Below are 25,365 nucleotides of genomic sequence, written 5' to 3'. Positions count from 1 at the left end.
CCCCCACCCGGTCGAGGCCACCCCTGCCCGAAATCGGGCACGCCGTTTGGCCGGGTGGTTGGCTGGTGACCATGCTGGACGCCGTGGACGACGAAGTGCCGGACGACCTCCTGCGGCACGTGGTGCGCACGACCGGGATCCCCCCGTCCCTCGCCCACCGCCTCGTCTCCGACGTCATGGGCTACTTCGTCGAAACCGCCACCGAATACGTGCAACGCCGCCACGCGGAGCTGCGAGCACAAGGACTCAAGAACGCCACCATCTGGGACCGCCTCCGCCAGGAGCTGGACACCCGCCCGGTGGCCGCCCCGAAGTTCACCGAGCGCCAGCTCCGCCGCATCGTCTACGGCTAGAAGGAGAACCACATGTGCGGAATCGTCGGGTACGTCGGCTCCCGGGACGCGGTGCCCCTCCTCCTTGAGGGCCTGCACCGCCTTGAGTACCGGGGCTACGACTCGGCGGGCGTGGCCGTGGCCGGCGCCGGCCTCCGGGTCGCCAAGACCGCCGGCCGGGTCGCCGACCTGCGCAGGGTCGTCCCGGCGGACATGGCCGGCACGGTCGGCATCGCCCACACCCGCTGGGCCACCCACGGCGAGCCCAACGACCGCAACGCCCACCCGCACACCTCGGGCGGCATCGCCATCGTCCACAACGGCGTCTTCGAGAACTCCGACCGCCTCCGCGCCCAGCTACTCGCCCAGGGCGTCACCCTCACCTCGGACACCGACAGCGAGGTCCTCGCCCACCTGGTCGCGCGCAGCGACAAGGCCACCCTCGAAGACGCCGTCCGCGAGGCGTTGAGCCAGGTCGAAGGCACCTACGGCGTGATCGTCATGGACGCGGACCGGCCCGGTGAACTGGTCGCCGCCCGCCGCGGCAGCCCGGTCGTGCTGGGCGTCGGCGAGCACGAGATGCTGGTCGCCTCGGACGTCTCCGCCCTGGTCAGGTTCACCCAGCAGGTCATCTACCTGGACGACGACGAGCTGGCCACCGTCACCGCCGACGGCTACCGCACCAGCACGATGGACGCCCGGTCCACCACCAAGTCCCCCACGTCGATCGACGTCGCGACCGCCGAGTACGAGCTGGGCGAGCACCCCGACTTCATGTACAAGGAGATGTCCGAGCAGCCCGAGGCCGTGGACCGCTGCCTGCGCGGACGCCTGGACCACCGGTTCCAGTCCGCCCGCCTCGGCGGGGTGAACCTCAGCCCGCAGGACTACCAGCGCATCCGCCGCGTCAAGCTGCTCGGCTGCGGCTCGGCGTACTACGCGGGGCAGGTCGGCGCGGGCCTGGTCGAGGAGCTGGCGCGCATCCCCGCCGACGCCGAGCCGGCCTCGGAGTTCCGCTACCGCAACCCCGTGGTCGACCCGGACACCCTGTACGTCGCCATCAGCCAGTCCGGTGAGACCCTCGACACGCTCGCCGCCGTGCAGGAGCTCAAGCGCAAGGGCGGCCACGTGATCGGCGTGGTCAACGCGGTCGGCAGCACCATCGCCCGCGAGTGCGGCAGCGGGATCTTCCTGCACGCCGGGCCGGAGGTGTCGGTGGCGGCGACCAAGTCGTTCACGACGATGGCGGTGGCGCTGGCGATGCTCGCCCTGGACCTGGGCCGCGTCCGCGACCTGTCCATCACCGAGGGCCGCCGCGTGGTCGCCGGGCTGGCCGAACTGCCCGCGACGATCGCGAAGATCCTGGGCGCTGAGCAGGAGATCGCCGACATCGCCCGGAAGTACGCGCGGGCGCAGCACATGTTCTTCCTCGGCCGGGTGCGCGGGTGGCCTGTCGCGCGGGAAGGCGCGCAGAAGCTCAAGGAGATCTCCTACCTGCACGCCGAGGCCTACCAGTCGGCCGAGCTCAAGCACGGTCCGCTGGCGCTGATCAACCCGGAGATGCCGTCGGTCGTGGTCGTCCCGGACGACGAGCTGCTGAGCAAGAACATCTCCACGATCGAGGAGATCAAGGCGCGCGGCGGCCCGGTCATCGCGGTCACCGACGCCGACCTGCCGCCCGGCCTGGCCACCGACGTGATCCGCATCCCCAAGGCGCACGACGCCCTCGCGCCGATCACGCTGTCCGTGCCGCTCCAGCTGTTCGCCTACCACCTGGCCCGAGCCCTGGACCGCGACATCGACCGGCCCCGCAACCTCGCGAAGAGCGTGACCGTGGAGTAGCCGTCAACCCGGCTGGAACAAGATCACCCGATCCAGCGACGGCCGGGTGTGGCGGATCCGCGCTACTCTTGGTGCGTGCCCAGAACAGACGTTGGGCGCGTCCCACGAACCAAGGAGTAGTCAACCATGTTCCGCCACCCCGCCGCCACCCTCGTCGCCCGCCCGCAGCCGCACCGCGGCGGGGCCATGACACAACGCCAGCGCGGCCGTCTGCCCGACCGGTGTCACCCCGGCCGGCACCACACGCCGCAACCCCCAGGCCTCGGGCCGAGTCCGACCACGCCACGGCTCGCCGGGCCAACGTCAAGCCCGGCCGCGCCACAACCGCCAGGCCCGCGGGCTCGCGGGCGCGTGGTGGCTGTGCGCCTCGCCGAACCGCAGCCGGATGCGCGCCCCGCCGAGCCTTCCGCGCTCGACGTGGATCGTGCCGCCGGTCACCTCCGCCGCCGCGCGAGCGATGTCCAATCCCAGCCCGGTCGACCCACCGCCCGAGGCACCCCGGTGCAGCGCGCGTTCCGGGTCGGCGATGCCCGGACCACCGTCCTCGACCACGAGGGTCACCCACCCGGCGTGCTTCACCACGGCCACGGTCACCGGCGTGCGCGGCGGGGTGTGGTGGAAGACGTTCTCCAGCAGCGCGTCCACCACCGCGCCCAGCGCGTCCGCCGACAGCAGCACGGGCGTGGGCTCGAACGGCAGGTCCACCTCGCAGGGCCGCCCCTGGTCCTCGGCGTGCGCGGACCAGAAGCCCATGCGGGCCTTGACCACCTCGGCCACGTCGCAACTGCCGGGTTCGGCCGCCGTCGCCACCGGGTGCAGCGACTCGATGATCCGGTCCACGTCGTGCTCCAGCGCGGTCACGGCGCTGCGGATGCGGTCGGCCACCGGGCCCGCGCCGATGGCGTCGGCGTCCAGCCGCAGGGCGGTCAGCGGGGTGCGCAGGCGGTGGGAGACGTCGGCGATCATCTCCCTCTCCTTGGCCAGCAGGCGTTCCGTGCGGTCGGCGGCGGCGTTGATGGCGGTCGCCAGGGCGGTCAGCTCGGGCGGGCCGTCGGCCTTGATGCGCACCTTGCCGTCGCCGTGGGCGATCTCCTCGGCGGTGTCGGCCAGCGTGCGCACGGCCCGCATCACCGGAGCCAGCACCCGCCGCCCCACCACGACCGCGCACACCACCGCCACGGCCGCCAACGCGAGCAGCGCGGCCAACCGCGCCACCAACCCCACCGTGACGACGGGAGCGGGCGTCGAGACCTCCACGACCGCCCGCCGACCGTCCACAGTAGACACCGAGGTCAGGCCTTCGCCCGCCGAAGACACCGAGCCGCGGCCGGAGCCGATGGTGGTGCCGTCGGGCAGGTGCACGGCCAACCGGCCCTGCGCGCCGGCGTCCGTCCGGGCCAGCGCGCTGCGCACCGCGTCCGGGTCGGTGGTCACCGACAGCACGGCGGCGACCGTCGTCACCTCGTGCCGGTCGGCCGCGGCGGCCCGTGACCGGGCCGACTCCACCAACAGCACACCCGCACCCAGCACCAGGAGGACACCCACCAGCGTCGCCGACCACCCCAGCGCACGGGTGAGCAGACCCCTCATTCCGGCGCCACCAGCTTGAACCCGACACCGCGCACGGTGTGCAGGTAGCGCGGCTTCGCGGCGGTCTCCCCCAGCTTGCTGCGCAGCCACGACACGTGGACGTCGATGGTCTTGTCGTCGCCCAGGTACGGCTGCCCCCACACCGCCTGGAACAGCTCACGGCGCGGCACGACCCGACCCGGGCGTTCCGCCAGGTAGGAGAGGAGGTCGAACTCCCGGCGGCTCAGGGACAGGGGCTGCTCGGCGCGGAAGGCCTGGCGTTGGGCCACGTCCACGCGCAGGTCCCCCACGGCCAGCACGTCCCGCTTCTCCGGGCGGGCCCCGGCCGTGGTGCGGCGGAGCAGGGCGTTGATGCGGGCGTTGAGGTGCTCGGCGGAGAACGGCTTGACGATGTAGTCGTCCGCGCCCGCGTTCAGCGAGCCCACGACGGAGCTCTCCGCGCCGCGCGCGGTGGCGATGATGACCGGCACGTCGCTCACCCCGCGCAGCATGCGCAGCGCGGCGACCCCGTCGAGGTCGGGCAGGCCCAGGTCCAGGATCACCAGGTCCGGCTCGCGGGTGCCCGCCTCGCGCAGGGCGGCCACCGCCGTGCCGACGGCGCGCACGTCGTGCCCGAGGTCGGTCAGCGCGTGGACCAGCGCCGCCTGGACCACCGGGTCGTCCTCGACCAGCAGCACCTTGGACATGGAGGGAGGGTAAGGCCTGGGGATGCCGGGTTGCCGGGGCGTTAGCGGGTTGTTGCGACTTATCGCAACCGTGCCTGGCCCTTAACGATCCCTTAGGGAAGCTCCGGCTACTGTCTGCTCCACCGAAATGCAGGGTGCCGCGGATCACACCGCGGTGGGAAATGCAATTGTGCGGTCCTGCGGGGCCGCGCACGAGGAGCGGGCGTGGCGGAAGTCGTTCTGAGCGGTCTCGGGAAAGTGTACGTCGACGGCACCCGCGCGGTCGACGACCTCAACCTGGAAATCCGCGACGGGGAATTCCTGGTGCTGGTCGGCCCCTCGGGGTGCGGCAAGACCACGGCGTTGCGGATGATCGCGGGCCTGGAAAGCGTGAGCGAGGGGGCCATCCGGATCGGGGAGAAGGTCGTCAACGAGGTGCCCTCGCGGGACCGGGACGTGGCGATGGTCTTCCAGTCCTACGCGCTCTACCCGCACCTGAACGTGTACGACAACATCGCGTTCGGACTCACCCTGCGGAAGCTGCCCAAGAAGGAGATCGACAAGCGGGTCCGCGAGGTGGCCGAGGTGTTGGAATTGCACGAACACCTCGACCGGAAACCGCGCAACCTGTCCGGCGGACAACGCCAGCGGGTCGCGATGGGCCGGGCGATCGTGCGCGCGCCGCAGGCGTTCCTGATGGACGAACCGCTGTCCAACCTGGACGCCAAACTGCGCGTGCAGATGCGGGCGCAGATCGCGCGCATCCAGCGCGACCTGGGCGTCACCACGGTCTACGTCACCCACGACCAGACCGAGGCGATGACGCTGGGCGACCGGGTGGCGGTGATGAAGCGGGGCGTCCTGCAACAGGTCGGCCCGCCGCAGGAGCTGTACGACCGGCCGGTGAACCTGTTCGTCGCCGGGTTCATCGGGTCGCCGGGCATGAACCTGGTGACCGCGCGGCTGGACCGCGACGACGACGGGCACTACTGGGTGACCGTCGGCTCGGACGCGTTGCTGCTGCCCGAGTCCGTGCTGCTGGCCCGCCCGGTGCTGGCGCGGTACGCGGGCCGGGACGTGGTCCTCGGCATCCGGCCCGAGGACATGGAGGACGCGGCCCTGGCCGACGCGCAGGAGGGGTCGATCCTGCACTCGGTGGCCGACCTGGTCGAGGCGATGGGCTCGGACGTGCTGGTGCACTTCCCGGTCGACGCCGCGCCCGTGGTCACCGACGACACCCGGGCGCTCGCCGAGGACGACGGCACCGCCGACCTGCCCAAGGCGGGCGGGGTGGTCCTGGTGGGCCGCTTCTCGCCCCGCACGCACATCTACGAGGGCCAGCCGGTGGCCACGTGGGTGGACACGTCCCGACTGCACTTCTTCGACCCGGCCACCGGGTTGTCGCTGTGGACCGACACGTCAGGAGACTGAAGAATGAGCCGCTTGAAGGTGACCGCCGCGCTGGTCGCGGCGATCGCGACGCTGAGCGCGTGCGGGGACGGCGGTACGACCGCCGGCGGAGGGGACGGCAAGTCCCTGAGCGGGCAGACCGTCGAGGTGGTCGGCACCTGGTCCGGCGACGAGCAGCTCCGGTTCGAGCAGGTGCTCAGCGCGTTCAAGGAGAAGACCGGCGCGGAGGTGCGCTACACACCGGCCGGTGACGAGCTGCCGACCGTGCTGCAGACCCGCGTGCAGGGCGGGACACCGCCGAACGTCGCGCTGGTCGCCCAGCCGGGCCTGGTGGAGCAGCTGGCCAAGGCCGGGTCGGTCAAGCCGCTGTCGGCGGACGTGGAGAAGCTGGTCACCCAGCACAACGCGGCGGTGTGGAAGAAGCTGGGCACGTTCGAGGGCAAGCTGTACGGCGTCTACTTCAAGGCCGCCAACAAGTCCACCGTCTGGTACAGCGAGAAGGCGTTCGGGCAGGTCGGCGCGGAGCCGCCGAAGACGTGGGAGGACTTCCTCAAGGTCGGTCGCGCGGTGGTGGACACCGGTCAGGCCGCCGTGTCGGTGGGCGGCGCGGACGGCTGGACGCTGACCGACTGGTTCGAGAACGTCTACCTGCGCACGGCCGGCCCGGAGAACTACGACAAGCTGGCCAAGCACGAGATCCCGTGGACCGACCCGTCGGTGCGCAAGGCGCTGGAGGTCCTGGCGCAGCTGTGGGGCGACCCGCGGCTGGTGGACGGCGGCGGCGCGGGCGCGTTGCAGACCGAGTTCCCCAAGTCCGTGATCAACGTGTTCGGCGAGCCGCCGAAGGCCGCGATGGTGTACGAGGCGGACTTCGTGGCGTCGGTGATCAGCACCAACACCAAGGCGAAGGTCGGCGAGGACGCGAAGTTCTTCAAGTTCCCGTCCATCGAGGGCAGCAAGGACGCCGTGGTCGCCGGTGGTGACGTGGCCGTGCAGCTCAAGGACGACGAGGCGACCAACGAGCTGATGAAGTTCCTCGCCTCGCCCGACGCGGGCAAGGTGTGGGCGCAGCTGGGCGGGTTCCTGTCGCCGAACAAGGACATCCCCGAGGACAACTACCCCGACGACGTGACCCGCGAGCTGGCCAAGCAGCTGGTCGACGCGGGCGACAACGTCCGGTTCGACATGTCCGACCTGGCGCCGGCGGCGTTCGGCGGCACGAAGGGCGCGGGCGAGTGGAAGGCGCTGCAGGACTTCCTGGCCAACCCGGCCGACATCGACGGGACGCTCCAGCGGCTGGAGTCCGAGGCCGCGAAGGCGTACCAGAAGTGACCGTCACCGCACAGCGGTCCCCCGCCGGCTCCCGGGCCGGCGGGGGTCGCCGCAAGCTCGCCGTCGACCCCACCCCCGGGCGTTCGCCGCGCCAGGCGGTGCCGTTCCTGCTGCCCGCGCTGCTCGTGCTGTCCGCGCTGGTGCTGTACCCGTTGGTGTACTCGCTGGTGCGCAGCTTCTTCGACCGGTCCGGCTCGGCGTTCGTGGGCGTGTCGAACTACGTGAACCTGTTCACCGACCCGCGCACGCTGACCGCGTTCAAGAACAACGTGATCTGGGTGGTGGTCGCGCCGGCCGTGGTCACCGGACTGGGCCTGATCTTCGCCGTGCTGACCGAGCGCATCAAGTGGGCCACCGCGTTCCGGCTGGTGCTGTTCATGCCGATGGCGATCTCGCTGTTCGCCTCCGGCATCATCTTCCGCCTGGTCTACGAGGAGGACCCGAAGCAGGGCGTGGTGAACGCGGTGACGGTCGGCGTGCACGACCTGTTCTCCGACCCGTCGCCCTACCCCGGCGCGCGGCCCCGCGACGGGCAGCCGTTCACCCCGGTGGAAGAGGGTTTCACCTCGACCAGGACGTTCGGGCCGGGCACGGCGGTGTCCGTGCCGCTGGTCGGGTTCCAGCCCGGGCAGATCCCCAAGGAGGCCTCGCCGGCGTCGCAGCCTTCCTCCGACGCGCGCGAGCTGCGCGGCGTGGTGTGGCTGGACGTGTCGGTGGGCGGCAAGGCCGGGCAGCTCGACCAGGGTGAGCGCGGCATGCCGGGGCTGGTGGTGGAGGCGGTGCGCGACGGGCAGGTCGTCGGGCGGACCACGACCGGCAACGACGGCCGGTTCACCTTCCCCGACCTCACCTCCGGCGACTACACGCTGCGACTGCCGCCGACCAACTTCGCCCTGCCGTTCCGCGGCCTGACCTGGCTGGGGCCGTCGCTGATCACCCCGGTGATCATCTCCTCCTGGATCTGGATCATGACCGGGTTCGCGATCACGTTCATCGCCGCCGGCCTGTCCGCGATCCCGCGCGACGCGCTGGAGGCGGCGCGGGTGGACGGCGCGACGGAGTGGCAGGTGTTCAAGCGGGTGACCGTGCCGCTGCTTTCGCCGGTGCTGCTGGTCGTGTTCGTGACGCTGGTGATCAACGTGTTGAAGATCTTCGAGCTGGTGTTCGTCATCGCGCCCGGCTCCGTGCAGGAGGAGGCGAACGTGCTGGCGCTGCAGATGTGGCAGGTGTCGTTCGGCGCGGGCGGCGACCAGGGCGTGGGCAGCGCGCTGGCCGTGGTGCTGTTCCTGCTGGTTGCCCCGGCGATGCTGTTCAACATCAGGCGATTCAGGCGGGAGCAGTCGTGACCGTGGTCGAGGTGTCGGTGAGCGGGGCGCCCCGGCGGGGTCTCGCGTCGCGGGTGGTGGCGCGGCTGGGCAGCGGCGTGGTGCAGGTGCTGCTGGCGCTGGTGGCGATCTTCTGGCTGGTGCCGGTGTTCGGGCTGCTGGTGGCGTCGCTGCGGCCGGAGTCGGCGAACACCGCCTCGGGCTGGTGGACCATCTTCACCAAGCCGTCCGAGCTGACCCTGGAGAACTACGCCGACCTGGTGGGCAACTCCACGGTGCTGCGGTCGTTCCTGAACACCGTCTACATCGCCGTGCCGTCCACGGTGCTGGTCGTGGTGATCTCGGCGCTGGCCGCCTACGGCCTGGCGTGGATCGAGTTCCCGGGCCGGATCTGGCTGACCACGCTGGTGGTGGGCCTGCTGGTGATGCCGATCCAGGTGGCGCTGATCCCGGTCGCGAAGCTGTTCGGTTCGCTGGGCCTGTTCGGCACGATCGCGGGCGTGGTGCTGTTCCACGTGGCCTTCGGCCTGCCGTTCGCGATTTTCCTGCTGCGCAACTTCTTCGTGGGCATCCCGAAGGACCTGGTGGAGGCGGCGCGGATGGACGGCGCGCGGGAGTGGGTGATCTTCAAGCGGGTGGTGCTGCCGATCGCGAAGCCCGCGATCGCGTCGCTGACGATCTTCCAGTTCCTGTGGGTGTGGAACGACCTGCTGGTGGCGCTGGTGTTCGCCGACCAGGACTCCGCGCCGATCACCGTCGCGCTGCGCGCACAGCTGCGCCAGTTCGGCACCAACATCGACCTGTTGTCGACCGGCGCGTTCCTGTCGATGATCGTGCCGCTGGCGGTGTTCCTGGCGTTCCAGCGCTACTTCGTCCAGGGCGTGCTGGCCGGTTCGACGAAGTGATGGAGCAACCCGCCCACCAGTAGCCGCCCAACCGTGCCCGCTCGTCGTGCGCCCCGACACCCCGGCGCGCGAGGGCGGGCACGGCTGCGGTCGCCGAAGGTGTCCTCCTCGGCCTTGACGCTCTGATCGCCGCTCGGACACCTGGGACCAGAGCACGCGCGCAGCGCCTCGTACACGACCCGCACGACGTGGGAATCGGCCAGTCCCGCAGGTAACCCCATGGTGATCGCCGGGTCAGAACCCCAACGCGGCACACCCGGCATCCACGGCCGCTTCCTGCAACTCCTCGAAGGGCGCGTCGGGGAACAACATCACGATGTCCGCAACCCCACCCAACGCCACCGCCGCCCGAACCGCGTCCCCGAACGAGGGTTCGCCGCCGACCAGCAGGTGCGCCAACCGGTGCCGCCAGTCGAAGATCTTGCCCACCAGCCCCAGCTCGTGCAGCGCGGTCAGTTCCTGGACGATCAACGCCACGACGTCGCGGTGCTTGTAGTGCAGCGCGAAGTACTGCTCCAACAAGGTGCGTGGGTCGGGCTGGTGGTGCTCAGCGGCGGCCACAAAGGCGTCGCCGTCGGCGAACAACGGCTCCACGATGCTGCGAACCAGGTCCTCGCGCGAGGCGAAGTGGTAGTAGAGCGCAGGCTTAGTGACCCCAAGCCGGTCGGCGATCTCCTGAAGACTGGTGCGCTGCAACCCCTGCCTCAGAAACAACTCCCGCGCCACCGCCTGCGCGCGCTCCCGCGTGTCCGACCGCCCCCTGACCATGGCGGCAGCATACCGACTTAACGTTCGGTAAGCCGCCACCCGACCGCCCGGCAAGTCACCCGCCCCGCAGGTCATCGCTCCACCTGCCCCCGGCCGCCACCCCGCCTGGCCACCCGCCCTCCCGCACCTCGTCCACCCACGGCCGGCCGCTCCACCCGCGCAACCCACCCGCCGCCTCTCCCCACCGCCTCACCCACTCGCCGACCCGCCGCCTCTTCCACCCGCCGACCCGCAGCCTCTCCCTTTTGCCGACCCGGCGCCTCTCCCCCGCCGCCTCACCGCCACCCGCCCGCCGAGCCACACGCGCACTGCTTGACTTAACGGTCGGTAAGCCTTGGCGCGGTCGCATCCATTGACTTACCATCCGTTAAGTAAGGAGGTAAGTCACATGGGGGTTCTGATCTCCGGCGCGAGCATCGCCGGGCCGGTGTTGGCGTTCTGGCTGACTCGTCACGGGTTCGAGGTGACGGTGGTCGAGCGGGCGCCGGCGTTGCGGAAGACCGGGGGCCACGCCGTGGACCTGTTCCGGCCCGCGATGGACATCGTCGAGCGGATGGGTCTGCTACCCGAGGTGCTCGCGCGCGAGACCGGCACCGACCGGTTGACCGTGCAGACGCCCGGCGCACGCCCGGTCGACATCGACCTGCGCCGCCTGTTCAGCGCGATGTCGGACCGGCACCTCGAGATCATGCGCGACGACCTGAGCGAGGTCTTCTACAACGCCACGCGCGACGACGTGGAGTACGTCTTCGGCGACTCGATCACGTCGATCTCCGCCGACGGCGAGGTCACCTTCGAGCACGGCGCACCCCGCCGCTTCGACCTGGTGATCGGCGCGGACGGCCTGCACTCGAACGTCCGCCGCCTGGTCTTCGGCGAGGTCCCACACCACTTCATCGGCGGGTACCTGGCGGTGCTTTCCCTGCCTAAAAATTTTAGTAAGCCGAACCATACTTTTCTGCGGGTGGGGGCGGGGCGGATGGCGGGTGTGTATACGGCGGACCACCTGCCGGATGCTCGGGCCGTCTTCCTGTTTCGGAGTGGGGAGTTGGAGTACCACTACCGGGACGTTGACCGGCAGCGGCGGTTGCTGCGGGAGGCGTTTGCGGGGATGCCTGAGGTGTCCGCCTGGTTGGTGGAGGACGGCAGTTTCTACTTCGACTCCATCACTCAGCTGCGGGTGGACACCTGGTCTCGGGGGCGGGTGGCGTTGGTCGGTGATGCCGGGTACTGCCCTGGGCCGGCGGTGGGGGGTAGTACCAGCTTGGCGGTGGTGGGGGCGTATGTGCTGGCTCATGAGCTGGCTGCGCATCGTGATCACGCTGCCGGGTTTGCCGCGTATGAGCGGGAAATGGGGGACTACGTGCGGCGTAGTCGGGCGTTCGCATTGACGGCGGCCAAGCGGCTGCTGCCTGACAGTCGGCTGGATCTCTGGCTGCTGCGCAACGGGGCTCGGCTCGTCTCTCGCCTGCCCGTGTCGGTGGGGCGGGCCGCGGCGAGGCTCAATCGCAACGGGGTTCGGTTGCACGACGAGGTTCGGGTCAAGGCTTATCCCGCCCCGACGAAGTCGGCCTGAAAGACAGCGGGCTCCCCTGGCCCCGAAAACCAAGGGAGCCCACCGGGCTACCACTGGATGGATTCCAGCGAGTCCAGGGGTGGGCGGTCGTCCAGGGATTCGGGCATCGCCAGGGTGTCCGCCGCTTGCAGGGTGGCTGGGAAGGTGAAGCCGCAGCGGGTCTCGATGTCGGCCAGGCGGACCTGGAAGACGCGGAACTCGTCCAGCTCCAGGGCTTCGAGCTGGTTCAGGTTCTGGGTGAGGATGAACGCCCTGGCCTTCAGGACGCCCTGCTCGACGAACGCGATCACCTTCCAGTACTCGCGCGGCAGGCGCACGCCGCGGAAGACCCGGTCGTCGGGCTGGAACACCGGCCCCCCGTAGACGCTGACGCGGAGGTTGTCCACGTCCACGTCCGCGAGGACCGCGTCCTCCAGCCTCCCCCAGAGGCCGCGTTTCGCGCTCTGGTTGAAGTCGTCCATCTGGGGCGTGATGTTGGTGAAGAAGAACGAGTCGACGTTGGCCTGCTCCGCCTCCGCCACCGGCCCCCACAGCAGGTCGGCGCGGCGGGCGATGTGGCCGCGGTCGAGGCGGTTGCCCTTGTAGAGGTCGTCGCCGACCTGGAACTCCGGCGGGATGCGGGAGTCGAGGATGAACGGGATGCCGCTGCGGTTCAACGTCTTCAGCGTCTTGCCGTCGATGTTCCACGCCACCCAGAACGCGAACCGCCGCGACTTGCTCTGGGCCAGCGAGAAGTGGGTGTAGTCGACGACCTCGGTGCCGTCGAGGACCACCGCGTCCGCCTTGGCCGTCGCGCCCAGGACCGGCACGCCCGCGGGCACGCCCAGGAAGTCCGCGGCGAAGCCCTTGGCGGCGCGCACCGGCTTCTTCGGCGGCTTGATGGTGACGCCGAGCTTCTCGAAGACCGACTGCGGCAGGCAGGCGAGGGCGTGCTCGTCGGTGCTGCCGTTGGTCTCGCCGCCGAAGTGCAGGCCGGCCATGGTGCGGGTGACCTTGCCGTTGGCGGCCTTGAACATCCAGGCGGCGCCGGAGTCGCCGGGCATGCTGATCTCGCCGCCGGGGCCGGGTTTGGCCGGGTCGGGGCCGATCTCGAAGCAGCCGATCTCCTTCTCGCCGACGTCCCCGCCGTAGTTGATCTTCACGATGGCGTCGACGCGGCGAACGATGCCGTGGGTGACGCCGGTGGTCCGGCCGCTCTTGACGACCTTGTCGCCCAGTTCCGGCTCGCCGATCTTCTCGACGGTCAGGCCCAGTTCGACGATGTCGGTGGCGAACGCGCGGTCCTCGATGGTGGCGATCGCGCAGTCGCCGGCCGCGCCGAGGTGGGACCTCACCAGGGTGCCGAGGCGGTTGAGGTCGGTGCGGTTGTCGTCGTGCGGGCCCGGCTGGACGATCGCGTCCCCCAACGCGCCTTTCGGGCCGTGCAGGACGTGCCAGTTCGAGAGCACGTAAGGCGTTCCGTCGACGCGGTCGTAGACGATGCAGCCGACGGTCCCGGCGGGCACCGACGGGTGCGCGACGCTGACGCCGGGCGCCACCGGGTCGATGCGGGACTTGCGCTCCCCCGAGGCGCGTTCCGCGACGACCTGGAAGTTGGCCTTGTAGTCGCGCTGCACGACGTCCGTGGGCACCTCGACGCCGTCCACGACGATGCACTTGGGCAGCAGTTCGGTGCCCAGCGCCTCCAGCGCCGACTCCTCGGCCTTCTCCTTGACGGTGAACTGGATGGCGATCTCGTCGGTCGGCTTGCCGTCCTCGACCTTGTAGCCGATGCCGATCGAGGACACGTTGCCGTCCCGCAGGAAGTCCGCGCCCTTTGTGCGCACGAACTGCCGTAGTGACGCCATGAGCGCGTCGTTCTTCTTCTTGGCCATGAGCGCGACCCCCTGTGTGCGCACGTCGGTGCCTTGCTGTCGACGTGCTCCTGCCCCTTGTTAGCCGCCTGGCGGCGCGTTCACCCGTTCAGCCCAGCCGGCACCGCCGAACGTCTCCACCTTCCACTGTGCCCACCGGAGATGACCGTTGGGCGAACGGGCGGTGGCGCAAGATCCTAAGGCAGCTAAAGGAGTCCGTGATCGCGGGCGTACAGGACGGCCTGGGTGCGGTCGCGCAGGCCGAGTCGGGTCAGGACCCGGGAGATGTGGTTCTTGACGGTGCCTTCGGCCAGGTGGAGGCGGCGGCCGATCTCGCGGTTCGTGCGGCCGGCGGCGACTAGGCGCAGGACCTCGATTTCGCGCTGTGTAAGTGAATGGTCACGCGGAGTTTGGGGGCGGACGGCGTTGGCGAGGCGGGTTGTGGCCGCCGGGTCGAACTGGGCGATGCCGTCGTGCGCCAGCCGCACCGCCGCGGCCAGTTCGCGGGCGGGGCGGTCTTTGAGGAGGTAGCCGCTCGCGCCGCCTTGCAGTGCTCGCACCACGTAGTCCTCGTCGTCGAACGTCGTCAGCATCACCACCCGGCACGACGGCACGCGGACGCGCAGCGCGGCCAACGCGTCGATGCCGTCCATGACGGGCATCCGGACGTCCATCAGGACCACGTCCGGAGCCAAGGACACTGCCTGGTCCACTGCCTCGCGGCCGTCGCCCGCCGTGCCGACGACGGCTATGCCGTCCTGGATGTCGAGCAGGGAGGCGATGCTCTCCCGGATCAGGCGCTGGTCGTCCACGACCAGCACGCGCACGTCGGTCACCGCGGGATCCGGACCGTCAGCCGGGTGCCCGCGCCGGGTGCGCTGCGCACGTCCACCGCGCCGCCCACGGCCGCGACGCGCTCGCGCATGCCGGACAGGCCGAACCCCTCGTCCGCCGCGGAGAAGCCCCGGCCGTCGTCGGCCACGACCAGTTCCGCACCGGAGCGTCCACAGTGGACTTTGACGGACACGGTGTCGGCGTCGGCGTGGCGCAGGGCGTTGGTGATGCCCTCCTGCGCCGCCCGGTACACCGCCAGCAGCACGGCCGGGTCGTAGCCGTCCTCGTCGCCGGCGCACTCCACCTCGACCTTGAGCCCTTTGGTCAACTCCGTCAACGCCGCCGACAGCCGGAACGGTTCGCGCAGCGCCCGCACCGACCGACGCACGTCCGCCAACGCCCGCCGCGCCGACTCGCGGGCCTCGTCCAGCGCCTTGTCCGCCACCGACGGGTCCCGGTCGCGGAACGCCGACGCCTTCTCCAGCAGCACGGACACGGCCGTCAGGTGGTGGCCCAACCCGTCGTGGATGTCGCGCGCCAGCCGGTTGCGCTCGGCGGCGGCGGACAGTTCGGCCAGCCGCGCACGACCCCGCTGCTCCTCCACCGCCACCGCCGCCATCGCCAACGTCAGCACCAGGCCCACGGCGAACATCAGCAGGTCCGACACGCGTTCGACGTCGTGCGTCCAGCCCGGCGCGGTCACGCTGAACGACACCACCACCAGCCCGGCGCACCCGAGCCCGAGCACGACGGCCACCGCCCGGCCGAACGCGAAGTACGCGCCGAAGGGCAGCAACAGCAACAACACCCGGGCCATGCCCGACCCGTCGGCCCCCGCCACCAGCACCACCAGCGCCGCCCGCGCCACCAGGAACGCAACCGGCCCGCCCAGACGCGGTTCGGCCAGGTCCAGCACGACCAGCGCCACCAGACCGCCGACGAACCAGCCGAACCGCGTCTCCCCCAGGCCGGTCAGCCCCGCGTACCCGCCGGCGAGCAGCACGGCGCCGTAGAGCAGGGGCGACAACCACGCGACCGGACGCACGACCGCAGGCTACTTCGGCGACGCCACCGCGCCGATAGTGCCGATCGGCACCTGTCACCGCACCCGGTCGACACCCCGGACGCACTCGGTCCGCACCATCGGCCGCGCCCGGTCGGCACTCACTACCGTGCCGGGCGCGCACCTAGCGTCGCCGGCCATGACCTTCCTGTTGCGTTTCGGCGCCGTCTGCGGCGTGCTGTCCGGATTGTTGATCGCGGTCCCCGGTGCGCTGGAGGCGTTCACCGGCGAGACCCTGCTGACCAGCCTCGTGATCGGGGTGTCGCCGGCGTTGGCCGCGCCCCTGCTCACCGCCCTGCACCTCAAGCAGCGGCACGCCGTCGGCCGCCTGGCCACCGCCGGGTACGCGGTGAACTTCGTCGGCCTCGGCTTGTTCGGCGCGGCGGCGTACGCGTTGAACATCGTGTTGTTCCCGCTCGGCGTCGCGCCCGCCGCGCCGACCCGGGTGGTGCTGCTGGCCAGTGCGGTGGTGTTCGCGGTGGGGTGCGTGTGGTTCGCGATCGGCATGGTGCGCGCCGGTGTGCACCCGAAGGTGCCGGTGTGGACGTACCTGGTGGCGCTGCCGGTGTTCACGCTCGCCGCCCGCCTGCCGGACACGCCGCTGACCAGCGCGTTGCACGTGCTGGTCGGCGGCGCCCTGGTGTGGTTGGCGGTGTCGGTCCACCCGAAGGCGGTGTCGTCCGCGGCGAGCCCTTCCTCGGACGCGGTGCCGGCGGGCTCGTAGCGCTTCGTCGGTACAACGTTGTAAAAGTGCCGTCGGCCATCTACGCTTCCGGCGATCCCGGCCGGGGCCGGACACCGTTCAACGCTGGAGACCAGTTCAGGCTGGAGACCAGTTCACGCTGGAGATCGGGGAGAGCACCGTTGGCTGATGTGTGGGTCGCGCCGGGCCGGATCAACCTGATCGGCGAGCACACCGACTACAACGACGGGTTCGTGCTGCCGATCGCCCTGCCGCACGCGGTGCGCGTCGCGGCGGCCCGCCGGGACGACGGCGTGCTGCGGGTGCGGTCCCGCCAGCAACCCGGCGTGACGGAGGTGCCCGTCCGCGACCTGGCGCCGGGCGCGGTGACGGGCTGGGCGGCGTACGTGGCGGGCGTGGTGTGGGTGCTGCGCGAGGCCGGGCACGACGTCGGCGGGTTCGACCTGGTGGTGGACGGCGACGTGCCGCTGGGCGCGGGCCTGTCGTCGTCGGCCGCCTTGGAGAGCGCCACGGCCCTGGCCGTCACGGAGTTGTCCGGCCTGGACGTCGACCGCTTCGCCCTGGCCCGCTTGGCACAACGCGCCGAGAACGACTTCGTCGGCATGCCGTGCGGGATCATGGACCAGTCGGCGTCCCTGCTGTCCCGCGAAGGCCATGCCCTGCTGCTGGACACCCGCACCCTGGACACGGCGCACATCCCGTTCGACCTCGCGCCGGCCGGCCTGACGCTGCTGGTCGTGGACACCCGCGCCCCGCACCGCCTGGTCGACGGCGAGTACGCCGCCCGCCGCGCCGCCTGCCACAAGGCCGCGGAGGTGCTGGGCGTCCCGGCTCTGCGCGACCTGACCGACGTCCCCACCGACCTGCCGGACGAGCTGTTGCGCCGGGTTCGGCACGTCGTCACGGAGAACCGCCGGGTGCTGGAGACGGCGGAGTTGTTGCGCGCCGGGGACCTGCCCGCCATCGGCCCGCTGCTGACCGCGTCGCACGAGTCCCTGCGCGACGACTACGAGGTGACCGTGCCCGAGCTGGACGTGGCCGTCGAGGCGCTGCTGGCGGCGGGCGCGCTCGGCGCGCGCATGACCGGCGGCGGTTTCGGCGGCTGCGTGATCGCCCTGGTGGCGGCGGCGGAGGTCGAGCGGTGCGCGGCGGCGGTGCGGGAAGCCTTCGCGCGCAACGGTTTCATCGCTCCCGGGTGCTTCACCGCGACGGCCGCTGCGGGAGCCCGAAGGGAGCGCTGACGGCGTTCGCTTCGTGGACATCTCACAGACATCTGCCCGTAGTTGTCAAGGAGTGTCCTCGCGCGCGTTCCGGGTGTACGCACTGTGTATGTCCCCACTGACACGGCGAACCCTGATCGCCGGCGGCATCGCCAGTGCCGGCGTCACGGTCCTCGCCCCCTCCCCCGCCAACGCCATCGCCTACCCGTTCACCCTCGGAGTCGCCTCCGGAGAGCCCGCGCCGGACGGCTTCGTCATCTGGACCAGGCTCGCGCCCAGCCCGCTCAACGTGGACGGCCTGGGCGGCATGACCAGCGCCAACGTGGCCGTGGAGTGGCAGGTCGCCACCGACCAGCGGTTCTCCCAGGTGGTCCGGTCCGGCACGGTCACCGCCGTCCAGGCGTGGGCGCACAGCGTGCACGTCGAGGTCACCGGGCTGGAAGCCGGCCGCGAGTACCACTACCGGTTCCGCGCGCTGGGCTACATCTCGCCGGTCGGGCGGGCCGTCACCGCGCCCGCCGTCGGCACCTCGCCCGCGCTGACCATGCTGTTCACCTCGTGCTCGCACTACGAGGCCGGGTACTTCACCGCCTACCGGCGGATGGCCGAGGAGAACCCGCACCTCATCCTGCACCTGGGCGACTACATCTACGAGGGCGCGGCGTCCACCACGAACGTCCGCAAGCACGCGCCCACCGTTGAGATCGACGACCTCGCCGACTACCGCGTGCGGCACGCGCAGTACAAGGGCGACCCGGACCTCCAGGCCGCGCACGCCGCCGCGCCGTGGCTGGTCGTGTGGGACGACCACGAGGTGGAGAACAACTACGCCGACCTGATCCGCAACGACTCCTCGCCCGCGGGTGACTTCCGGGCGCGGCGGGCGGCGGCGTACAAGGCCTACTACGAGCACATGCCGTTGCGGCCGGCGCAGGCGCCGGTGGCCGAGAACATGCAGCTCTACCGGCGGGTCCGGTGGGGCAGCCTGGCCACCTTCCACATGCTCGACACCCGCCAGTACCGCGACGACCAGGCGTGCGGCGACGGCACCAAGGTGTGCCCGGAGGCCGACGACCCGACCCGTTCGCTGACCGGTTCGGCGCAGGAGTCGTGGCTGCTCGACGGCATGCGGCAGAAGCTGGGCACGTGGGACTTCCTGGGCCAGCAGGTGTTCTTCGCGCAGAAGCTCGCCTCGGCCGACGGCGCGAAGTCGATGGACTCCTGGGACGGCTACACCGCCAACCGCGACCGGCTGCAACGCGGGTGGGACGCGGCGGGGTTGCGGAACACCGTAGTGCTCACCGGAGACGTGCACCGGTCGTGGGCGAGCAACCTGATGTTGAACTACAACACCCAGGACAAGGTCATCGGCACGGAGCTGGTGACCACGTCCGTGACGTCCGGCGGTGACGGCAACGCGGCGGACAACGCCCTGTCCAGCCTCAACCCGCACGTCAAGTTCTACAAGAACCTGCGCGGCTACGTCCGCACCGTCACCACCTCGACCCAAGTGGCCGTGGACTTCCGTTGCGTGGACCGGGTGACCGTGCGCGACTACCCGGTCAAGACCGTCAAGAGCTACGTCGTCCAAGCGGGCAACCCCGGATTGCAGGCGCCATGAAGAAGATCCTCGCTTTGACCGCGGCCCTCATGCTCGCGGTGACCGGAACCGCGTCCGCCGCCGTCACGTGGACCACCGCCAACAGCACCGCCACCGGCGACCAGGACAACGCGGCCGTGTCGGCGGTGCGCAACGGCTGGACCGCCGTGGTGTGGGAGGACGACCGCGACTCCGCCACGCCCGCCGACCCCGTGCACAGCGACGTGTGGATCAGGCTGTTCAAGGACGGCGTGTCCCGCTACGAGAAGAAGCTGTCCGCCGGCGGCACCGGCGACTGGCGGCACGTGCAGCCGGACGTGGCCGTGCACGACGACGGCAGCGCGGTCGTGGTGTGGGCGGAGGACCCGGACGGCAACGGGTTCTACAACATCGCCGTGCGCGCGGTGCGGGTCGACGGCACCATCGCCGGCTCCGCCACCGCGAACGCCAACTCCGACGGCCAGCAGCTCAACCCGGCCGTGGCCGCCGACCCGGACACCGCCGGGTTCGCCGTGGTGTGGGAGGACAAGCAGGCCACGACCAACCCGACCGTGCGCGTGGCCGGGTTCGCCTCGGTGACGTCCAAGACCTACGAGGCGCAGGTGCACAACGCCGGCGGCACCCACCAGCGGCCGGACGTGGCCGTGGGCGCGGCGGGCAACGCCGTCGTCGTGTGGGAAGAAGACGGGGACGGCAACGGGTTCTTCAACGTGGGCCGCAAGATCCTCACGCCGTCGGGCGGGGTGAAGCTGGCGCAGGGCGTGGCGAACGCGTCCGGCGGCGGTCAGCAGCGCAAACCCGTGGTGGCGGCCAACTTCAACGGCGACTTCGCGGTGGCGTGGGAGACCGACCACACCGGCACGGCCCAGGTGGCGGTCCGCTCGTTCCTCGCCGCCGGCACCGCATCGTCCACTGTGGATACTTTGGTGGCCGGCGCCGACCCGCAGGTGGGCATCGACGACCAGCGCGGGGTGGTCGTCACGTCCGTGGTCGCCGCGGACGTGTGGACCCAGGGCTTCAACCCCGACGGCTCCACGGACGGCCGCCTGGCCCGGCAGGCCACCAACCAGACCGTGACCGGGCGCCAGGACGAGCCCGCCCTGGGCGTCGACGCGTGGGGCCTGATCACCATCGCCTACACCGACGACAACGACGGCAACGGCTTCGACCAGGTCTACCTGGGCACCGGCTGGCAGAACAGCGACTGGTGACCTGGTGAGCCCGCGGCGCGTTCCCGCTCACGGGAGCGCGCCGCGGTGCTCCTTCGCCAGGCGTTTGGGCGCTTTGCACAGCCACGCCTCGGTGACCAGCTCCGCCAGCTCGTCCACCGGGATGCGGTCCAGGCGAACCAGGACCGCCGGGTAGCCGTCCAGGTGCGGGATCGTGAAGTAGACGGCCGGGCGTCGGCGATCAGCGCCTCCTTCACGCCCAGGTCGGGCACGCTCGCGCCCAGGATCGGCCCGTCGGGAGCGGACTCGCCGAGGTCCTCGCGGTCGCGTTTGCGCAGTGGACGGTCCCAGACGAACAGCTTGTCCTTCACCCGCCACGCGGGCAGCCCGTCGTACGAGGGTCGTTCGGTCGTCTCCGGCAACGCCAGAGCGAGCCGGCGCACGTCCTCCCAAGTGGCCATACGCGCACCCTAGTCCCGGCTCACGGGCGGATCGTTGGCACGACCAACGACGTGCGCTATCGTTGGCCTCACCAACATTGGTCAGACCAACGGAGTCACCGGTGATCGAGCCCTTCAAGCTGGACGTCCCCCAAGCCGACCTCGACGACCTCGTGGACCGCCTCGCCCGCACCCGCTGGCCCGACGAGCTGCCCGACGCCGGCACGGACTACGGCGTGCCGCTCGCCCGCGTCCGGGGTCTGGTGGAGCGCTGGAAGTCCTTCGACTGGCGTGCCGTCGAGGCCAAGCTCAACGCGTTCCCGCAGTTCACCACCCGCATCGACGGCCAGGACGTGCACTTCCTGCACGTCCGCTCCGACCGCGACGACGCCCTGCCGCTGCTGATCACCCACGGGTGGCCCAGCTCGGTCCTGGACTTCCTCGACGTCATCGAGCCGTTGCGCCGCGACTTCCACCTGGTCGTCCCGTCCGTTCCCGGTTTCGGCCCGTCCGGTCCGACGCGGGAGCGCGGCTGGAGCGTGCAGCGGGTGGGGCGGGCGTGGGCGGAGCTGATGGACCGGCTCGGCTACGACCGCTACGGCGCGCAGGGCGGCGACTTCGGCTCGGGCATCTCGCAAGCGGTCGCGGTGGCCGCGCCGGACAAGGTCGTCGGCGTGCACGTCAACTACCTGCCCACACCCCCGCCCGCCAGCGGCGAGGGCCTGTCGGCGACCGACCTGGAGCGGGTCGAGGCGATCAAGCGGTTCCTCGCCCAGCGCCCCGGCTACCAGGTCATGCACATGACCAAGCCGCAGGTCGTCGCCTACGGCGTCACCGACTCGCCGGTCGGCCTGCTCGGCTGGGTCGCCGACAAGTTCGACGAGTGGCTCGACCCGCGCTCGGACGTGTCCGACGACCGGTTGCTGGAGGTGGTGACCCTGTACTGGCTCACCGGCACGGCCGGCTCCGCCCTGCGCCTGGCGAAGGAGACCGCTCCCGGCGGGCCGCCGTGCCCCGCGCCGCTCGGTGTGGCGGTGTTCGCGCAGGACATCATCCTGGCCGTGCGCGGGGTGGTGGAGCGGCAGTACGACGTGCGGCGGTGGGCCGAGTACGAGCGCGGCGGCCACTTCCCCGCGATGGAGGTGCCGGAGCTGTACGTCGAGGAGGTGCGGTCCTTCTTCGCCGAGCTCTAAACCAGGAGGGAGACCCCGGTCGCCGTCACCACGACGGCGACCGCGCCGTCCAGCACCCGCCACGCCGAGGGGCGCGCGAACACCCCGGAGAGCCACCGTGCCCCGAACCCCAACGAGCAGAACCACAGGACGCTGGCCGCCATCGCTCCCAGCGCGAACCACCAGCGCTGCTCGCCGAACCCGGTCGAGGCGGTGCCCAGAAGCAGCACGGTGTCCAGGTAGACGTGCGGGTTGAGCCAGGTCAACGCCAGACAGGTGAGGATCGACCCGCCCGCGCCCCCGACCAGCACCCCCGGCCGCAGCATCCGGCGCACGGCCAGCACGCCGTACCCGATGAGGAAGGCCGCCCCGAACCAGCGCACCACCTCCAGCACGGTCGGCCACGCGGTCAACACCGTCCCCACGCCACCCACCCCGACCGCGATCAGCGCCGCGTCGGAGAGCGCGCAGATCGCCACGATCGCCGGAACCCGTTGCCGCAGAACCCCTTGCCGGAGCACGAGCGCGTTCTGCGCCCCGATGACGACGATCAACGACAACCCCATGCCGAGCCCGGCCAGCAACGCGTGCATCACGGTGGAGACGCTAAGAACGCGTCAGAGGTAAGGCCAGCTAAACTTTCTAAAGTATCGTTAGCGGGCGTGATGCTGGATCCGGAAGCCGTGCGGACCTTGTTGGCCGTGGTCGACGAGGGCACCTTCGACGCCGCCGCCAAGGCCCTGCACGTCACGCCGAGCGCGGTGAGCCAGCGCATCAAGGCTTTGGAGCAGCGGACCGGCCGGGTGCTGCTGGTCCGGGCGAAGCCGGCGCGGCTGACGGAGTCCGGCGCGGCCATCGCCCGGTATGGCAGGCAGCTCGCTTTGCTGGAGCAGGACACCGCCGGTGCTTTGGGGTTGGCCGAGACTCCGACGGCCATCCAGGTGGCCGTGAACGCCGACTCGTTGAACACGTGGTTCCGCAAGGTGGTTCAGGAGTTGGCGGGGGATGACGAGATCACTCTGAGCGTGCTGCGCGACGACCAGGACCACACGGCCGAGGCGTTGCGGCAGGGTTTGGTCGTGGCAGCGGTCACTTCCATGCCCGAGCCCGTGCAGGGGTGCAGCGTCCGTCCACTGGGGAGCATGAGGTACCACGCTGTCGCGAGCCGGTCGTTCACGCGGCGGTGGCGGGGTGTGGAGTTGGACGAGGTGCCGGTGGTGGTGTTCGACGAGAAGGACGACCTGCAGGACGCGTTCTGCCGTCGGATCACCGGGAAACCCGCTTCTTCCCGTCGCTACCTGCTGCCCGATGGCCCCGTGTTCGAGGACGCCGTGACCGCTGGGGCCGGGTGGGCTTTGTTGAGTGAGCACCAGCTTGCAAGGCACCGGTCTTTGGTACGTTTGTATCCTGATTCTCCTGTCGACGTACCTCTCTATTGGCAGCAATGGAAGCTTGATTCTTCCTTGTTGCAGCGCGTCGCTTCTCTTGTTTTTGACGCTTCGCGGTTTCAGCTTCATTAGCGCTTCGCTTTCTTCGACGCGCTTCGCGCTCTTCGAGCTTGGCCGCGCTGACGCGCTCTCAAGATCAAAAGCGCCTCGCCGGCGGGCAGGCCCCCGGGGTGGAAGGGCGTCGGTTCGTTCCCCGTACGGCCTGCCGGAGGCAACCACCCTTCAGCCTTCTCCGCAACCGGTGAAGCGTGGTTGCGGAGAAGGCTGAAGCGCGGTTGGGCTTCGCCCAGGCCGTACGGGGAACGAACCGAGGCCCTTCCTGTGGCTGATAGCCAAAACGGTGGCGCCTTCGGCGCCAAGAGCCGGGCCGGCTCGTCGGCAACCGGCAGTGCGCCCGGCCGGCTCGTCGGCAACCGGCAGTGCGCCCGGCCGCCCTACCCGTGCCGCCAGCGGTTGTGCGGTCTGCCGCCCCACCTCGCGCCGCCGGCCCTGCGCGCCCACCCTCCACAACCAGGCGCTCCGCGCGCAGCGCGGGGCTTCCTTTGGGCTATTTAGCCAAGGAAGGGCCTCGGTCTGTCCCCGTACGGCCTGGGCGCAGCCCAACCGCGCTTTGGTCTTCTCCGCAACCAGCTTTACCGGTTGCGGAGAAGACCAAAGGGTGGTTGCCTCCGGCAGGCCGTACGGGGACAGACCGACGCCCTTCCCACCCCCGGGGGCCTGCCCGCCGGCGAGGCGCTTTTGATCTTGAGAGCGCGTCAGCGCGCAACGCCCGAGAGCGCGAAGCGCGTCAGGCTTGACGGCGCGAAGCGCGTCAGGCTTGAGAGCGCGAAGCGCGTCCGAAAGAAGCGAAGCGCGAAAGTGAAGCTCAAAGAGAACGGAAAGAGATGCCGGCGTTGAGGAGCCGGGCGGTCAAAGCGTCGCCCATGGCCACAGCGGTGGTCACCTGCCCGGAGGTCATCGGCAACTCGTCGAAAGCGAGGCACATCGCCGACTCGCTGAGCATCTTCGCGGTCTCACCGTACCCGGGATCGCCGCCGGACACCTCGGTCACGACCCGCTGCCCGCCGCCCTCGCCGTAGAACAGCACCTTGAACCAGGACCGCGCCCGCTGCGCCTCGCTCGGTCCCGAACCCGGCTTGCGCCGGTCCAGCAACCAGCGCCGCACGGGCGGCACCTGTGCCAGTCCCATCAGAGCGCCCACCCCGCCTACCAGGCCCACCGCCATCGGCAGCCGGCGAACCGCGATGTGGTGGCTGTAGGTGAACGCGGGCCCGTAGCGGTCCAGCGCCGCGGCCGAGCGCAGCACCACCTGTGGGTCGATGGTCGGCGCGGGCAGCACCCACGCGCCCACCCGTCGGTCGAACCGCGGCGCGTCGAACTTGCCCCGCACGACCCGGCCGGCCGGCCTGCCCTCCACCGCGCGTCGCCGCTTCGCCACGCCGGCCATCGACCGCCACCGGGAGAACGCGGTCACCGCCGAGTGGAACGTGCCGCCCGAGAACGTGCCGGACGCGGTGACGAAACCCTCCACGGTCAGCGGCACGCCCTCCGGCAACCGGCCGACCGTGAAGTGCACGCCCAGGTCGTAGGGCACCGAGTCGAACCCGCACGCGTGCACCAGCCGCGCGCCGGTCTCCCGGGCCGTCTCGTGGTGGCGCAGGTAGGTCCGGTCCACGAACTCGGGTTCGCCGGTCAGGTCCACGTAGTCGGTCCCGGCCCGCGCGCACGCGGCGACCAGGCCGTCGCCGTAGTGGATGTACGGGCCGACGGTCGTGATCACGACCCGGGTGGACTCGGCGACGGCGCGCAGGGACGCCGGGTCGCCGACGTCGGCGATCAGGACGTCCGGTTCGCCGACCGAGCCGCCATCCGGGCCGCCATCCGGGCCGGGCAGGGCCGCGCGGACGGCGTCCAGGCGGGCGCGGTCGCGGCCTGCCAGTGCCCAGCTCGCGCCCGGGGGCAGGTGGCGTGCCAGGTACTCGGCGGTGAGGCGGCCGGTGAAGCCGGTGGCGCCGAACAGCACGACGTCGTACATGCGCAAGCCCTCCTGAGGGTCGTTCACAACGACAACGACGTCATCTTCCCCGGGTGACGCCGTTATCGCGCAGTTCACCATCC

The 25,365-nt window shown here is 70.8% G+C and carries 22 protein-coding genes; 13 read left to right on the top strand and 9 right to left on the bottom strand.

Features of this window, described 5'->3' with window-relative positions; genetic code table 11:
• Positions 1–71 precede the first annotated feature (71 nt).
• Both ABD126_RS00960 and glmS read left to right on the top strand, forming a co-directional pair.
• Positions 72–353 carry a hypothetical protein gene (locus tag ABD126_RS00960; RefSeq protein WP_425542725.1) on the top strand — a complete coding sequence of 94 codons (282 nt, stop codon included), beginning with the start codon at positions 72–74 and terminating at the stop codon, positions 351–353.
• Between the two features lie 12 nt (positions 354–365).
• A complete protein-coding gene (gene glmS / locus ABD126_RS00955) occupies positions 366–2,174 on the top strand; it encodes a glutamine--fructose-6-phosphate transaminase (isomerizing) (protein ID WP_343931616.1) in 1,809 nt (602 codons plus the stop codon).
• Between the two features lie 303 nt (positions 2,175–2,477).
• Here the strand turns inward: glmS and ABD126_RS00950 are convergent, their stop codons facing one another.
• A complete protein-coding gene (locus tag ABD126_RS00950; RefSeq protein ID WP_343931614.1) occupies positions 2,478–3,764 on the bottom strand; it encodes a sensor histidine kinase in 1,287 nt (428 codons plus the stop codon).
• The gene (locus tag ABD126_RS00945) at positions 3,761–4,450 is read right to left on the bottom strand and encodes a response regulator transcription factor (protein ID WP_343931613.1); all 690 of its coding nucleotides are present in this window, start codon (positions 4,448–4,450) and stop codon (positions 3,761–3,763) included. Before ABD126_RS00945 ends, ABD126_RS00950 begins: the two co-directional genes overlap by 4 nt.
• 204 nt (positions 4,451–4,654) lie before the next feature.
• Here ABD126_RS00945 and ABD126_RS00940 point away from each other — a divergent pair, with 204 nt between their 5' ends.
• From ABD126_RS00940 to ABD126_RS00925, 4 genes are read left to right on the top strand one after another with little or no spacing between them, the layout of a single operon-like run.
• A complete protein-coding gene (locus ABD126_RS00940) occupies positions 4,655–5,860 on the top strand; it encodes an ABC transporter ATP-binding protein (RefSeq protein WP_343931612.1) in 1,206 nt (401 codons plus the stop codon).
• Positions 5,861–5,863: 3 nt separating this feature from the next.
• Positions 5,864–7,171 carry an ABC transporter substrate-binding protein gene (locus ABD126_RS00935; protein WP_343931611.1) on the top strand — a complete coding sequence of 436 codons (1,308 nt, stop codon included), beginning with the start codon at positions 5,864–5,866 and terminating at the stop codon, positions 7,169–7,171.
• Positions 7,168–8,517, top strand: coding sequence for an ABC transporter permease (locus ABD126_RS00930; RefSeq protein ID WP_343931610.1), 1,350 nt, complete (start codon positions 7,168–7,170; stop codon positions 8,515–8,517). The genes ABD126_RS00935 and ABD126_RS00930 overlap by 4 nt, the downstream gene beginning before the upstream one ends.
• On the top strand, positions 8,514–9,401 hold the full coding sequence (locus ABD126_RS00925) for a carbohydrate ABC transporter permease (protein WP_343931609.1): 888 nt from the start codon (positions 8,514–8,516) through the stop codon (positions 9,399–9,401). Before ABD126_RS00930 ends, ABD126_RS00925 begins: the two co-directional genes overlap by 4 nt.
• A 234-nt stretch (positions 9,402–9,635) precedes the next feature.
• Here the strand turns inward: ABD126_RS00925 and ABD126_RS00920 are convergent, their stop codons facing one another.
• Positions 9,636–10,169: a TetR/AcrR family transcriptional regulator gene (locus ABD126_RS00920; RefSeq protein ID WP_343931608.1), complete on the bottom strand. Its 534-nt coding sequence runs from the start codon at positions 10,167–10,169 to the stop codon at positions 9,636–9,638.
• Between the two features lie 388 nt (positions 10,170–10,557).
• Between ABD126_RS00920 and ABD126_RS00915 the strand changes: the two genes are divergently transcribed.
• Positions 10,558–11,745 carry an FAD-dependent monooxygenase gene (locus tag ABD126_RS00915; protein ID WP_343931606.1) on the top strand — a complete coding sequence of 396 codons (1,188 nt, stop codon included), beginning with the start codon at positions 10,558–10,560 and terminating at the stop codon, positions 11,743–11,745.
• Between the two features lie 47 nt (positions 11,746–11,792).
• On the opposite strand, the gene ABD126_RS00910 is transcribed toward ABD126_RS00915, so the two are convergent.
• The 3 genes from ABD126_RS00910 to ABD126_RS00900 form a co-directional block, all read right to left on the bottom strand.
• Positions 11,793–13,643: a DNA/RNA non-specific endonuclease gene (locus tag ABD126_RS00910; RefSeq protein ID WP_343931605.1), complete on the bottom strand. Its 1,851-nt coding sequence runs from the start codon at positions 13,641–13,643 to the stop codon at positions 11,793–11,795.
• 161 nt (positions 13,644–13,804) lie between these two features.
• Positions 13,805–14,434: a response regulator gene (locus ABD126_RS00905; protein WP_343931604.1), complete on the bottom strand. Its 630-nt coding sequence runs from the start codon at positions 14,432–14,434 to the stop codon at positions 13,805–13,807.
• Entirely contained in the window at positions 14,431–15,477 is a 1,047-nt protein-coding gene (locus tag ABD126_RS00900; RefSeq protein WP_343931603.1) for a sensor histidine kinase, read from the bottom strand. The genes ABD126_RS00905 and ABD126_RS00900 overlap by 4 nt, the downstream gene beginning before the upstream one ends.
• Before the next feature lie 157 nt (positions 15,478–15,634).
• Between ABD126_RS00900 and ABD126_RS00895 the strand changes: the two genes are divergently transcribed.
• From ABD126_RS00895 to ABD126_RS00880, 4 genes are all read left to right on the top strand, one after another.
• Entirely contained in the window at positions 15,635–16,219 is a 585-nt protein-coding gene (locus tag ABD126_RS00895; RefSeq protein WP_343931602.1) for a hypothetical protein, read from the top strand.
• Positions 16,220–16,320: 101 nt separating this feature from the next.
• Positions 16,321–17,439, top strand: coding sequence for a galactokinase (gene galK / locus ABD126_RS00890; protein ID WP_425542724.1), 1,119 nt, complete (start codon positions 16,321–16,323; stop codon positions 17,437–17,439).
• An 88-nt stretch (positions 17,440–17,527) separates the two neighbouring features.
• Positions 17,528–19,039: an alkaline phosphatase D family protein gene (locus tag ABD126_RS00885; protein ID WP_343931600.1), complete on the top strand. Its 1,512-nt coding sequence runs from the start codon at positions 17,528–17,530 to the stop codon at positions 19,037–19,039.
• Positions 19,036–20,229 (top strand): hypothetical protein, encoded by a 1,194-nt coding sequence (locus tag ABD126_RS00880; RefSeq protein ID WP_343931599.1) that lies wholly within the window; start codon positions 19,036–19,038, stop codon positions 20,227–20,229. The genes ABD126_RS00885 and ABD126_RS00880 overlap by 4 nt, the downstream gene beginning before the upstream one ends.
• Here ABD126_RS00880 and ABD126_RS00875 read toward each other — a convergent pair.
• Entirely contained in the window at positions 20,193–20,648 is a 456-nt protein-coding gene (locus ABD126_RS00875; RefSeq protein ID WP_343931598.1) for a hypothetical protein, read from the bottom strand. The genes ABD126_RS00880 and ABD126_RS00875 overlap by 37 nt on opposite strands.
• 101 nt (positions 20,649–20,749) lie before the next feature.
• On the opposite strand from ABD126_RS00875, the gene ABD126_RS00870 reads away from it, so the two are divergent.
• The gene (locus ABD126_RS00870; protein ID WP_343931597.1) at positions 20,750–21,820 is read left to right on the top strand and encodes an epoxide hydrolase family protein; all 1,071 of its coding nucleotides are present in this window, start codon (positions 20,750–20,752) and stop codon (positions 21,818–21,820) included.
• Here ABD126_RS00870 and ABD126_RS00865 read toward each other — a convergent pair.
• On the bottom strand, positions 21,817–22,392 hold the full coding sequence (locus tag ABD126_RS00865; RefSeq protein WP_343932175.1) for a LysE/ArgO family amino acid transporter: 576 nt from the start codon (positions 22,390–22,392) through the stop codon (positions 21,817–21,819). The two genes, ABD126_RS00870 and ABD126_RS00865, sit on opposite strands and share 4 nt — an antisense overlap.
• Positions 22,393–22,464: 72 nt before the next feature.
• On the opposite strand from ABD126_RS00865, the gene ABD126_RS00860 reads away from it, so the two are divergent.
• Positions 22,465–23,319: a LysR family transcriptional regulator ArgP gene (locus tag ABD126_RS00860; protein WP_343932174.1), complete on the top strand. Its 855-nt coding sequence runs from the start codon at positions 22,465–22,467 to the stop codon at positions 23,317–23,319.
• Between the two features lie 793 nt (positions 23,320–24,112).
• Here ABD126_RS00860 and ABD126_RS00855 read toward each other — a convergent pair.
• Positions 24,113–25,282: a saccharopine dehydrogenase family protein gene (locus tag ABD126_RS00855; protein ID WP_343932173.1), complete on the bottom strand. Its 1,170-nt coding sequence runs from the start codon at positions 25,280–25,282 to the stop codon at positions 24,113–24,115.
• Positions 25,283–25,365 lie beyond the last annotated feature (83 nt).

It is taken from the genome of Saccharothrix mutabilis subsp. mutabilis (assembly GCF_039521145.1).
Taxonomy (GTDB): Bacteria; Actinomycetota; Actinomycetes; order Mycobacteriales; family Pseudonocardiaceae; genus Actinosynnema; species Actinosynnema mutabilis.
Note: the sequence above shows the minus strand (reverse complement) of the source record. Positions and strands in the feature narration are given on the sequence as shown.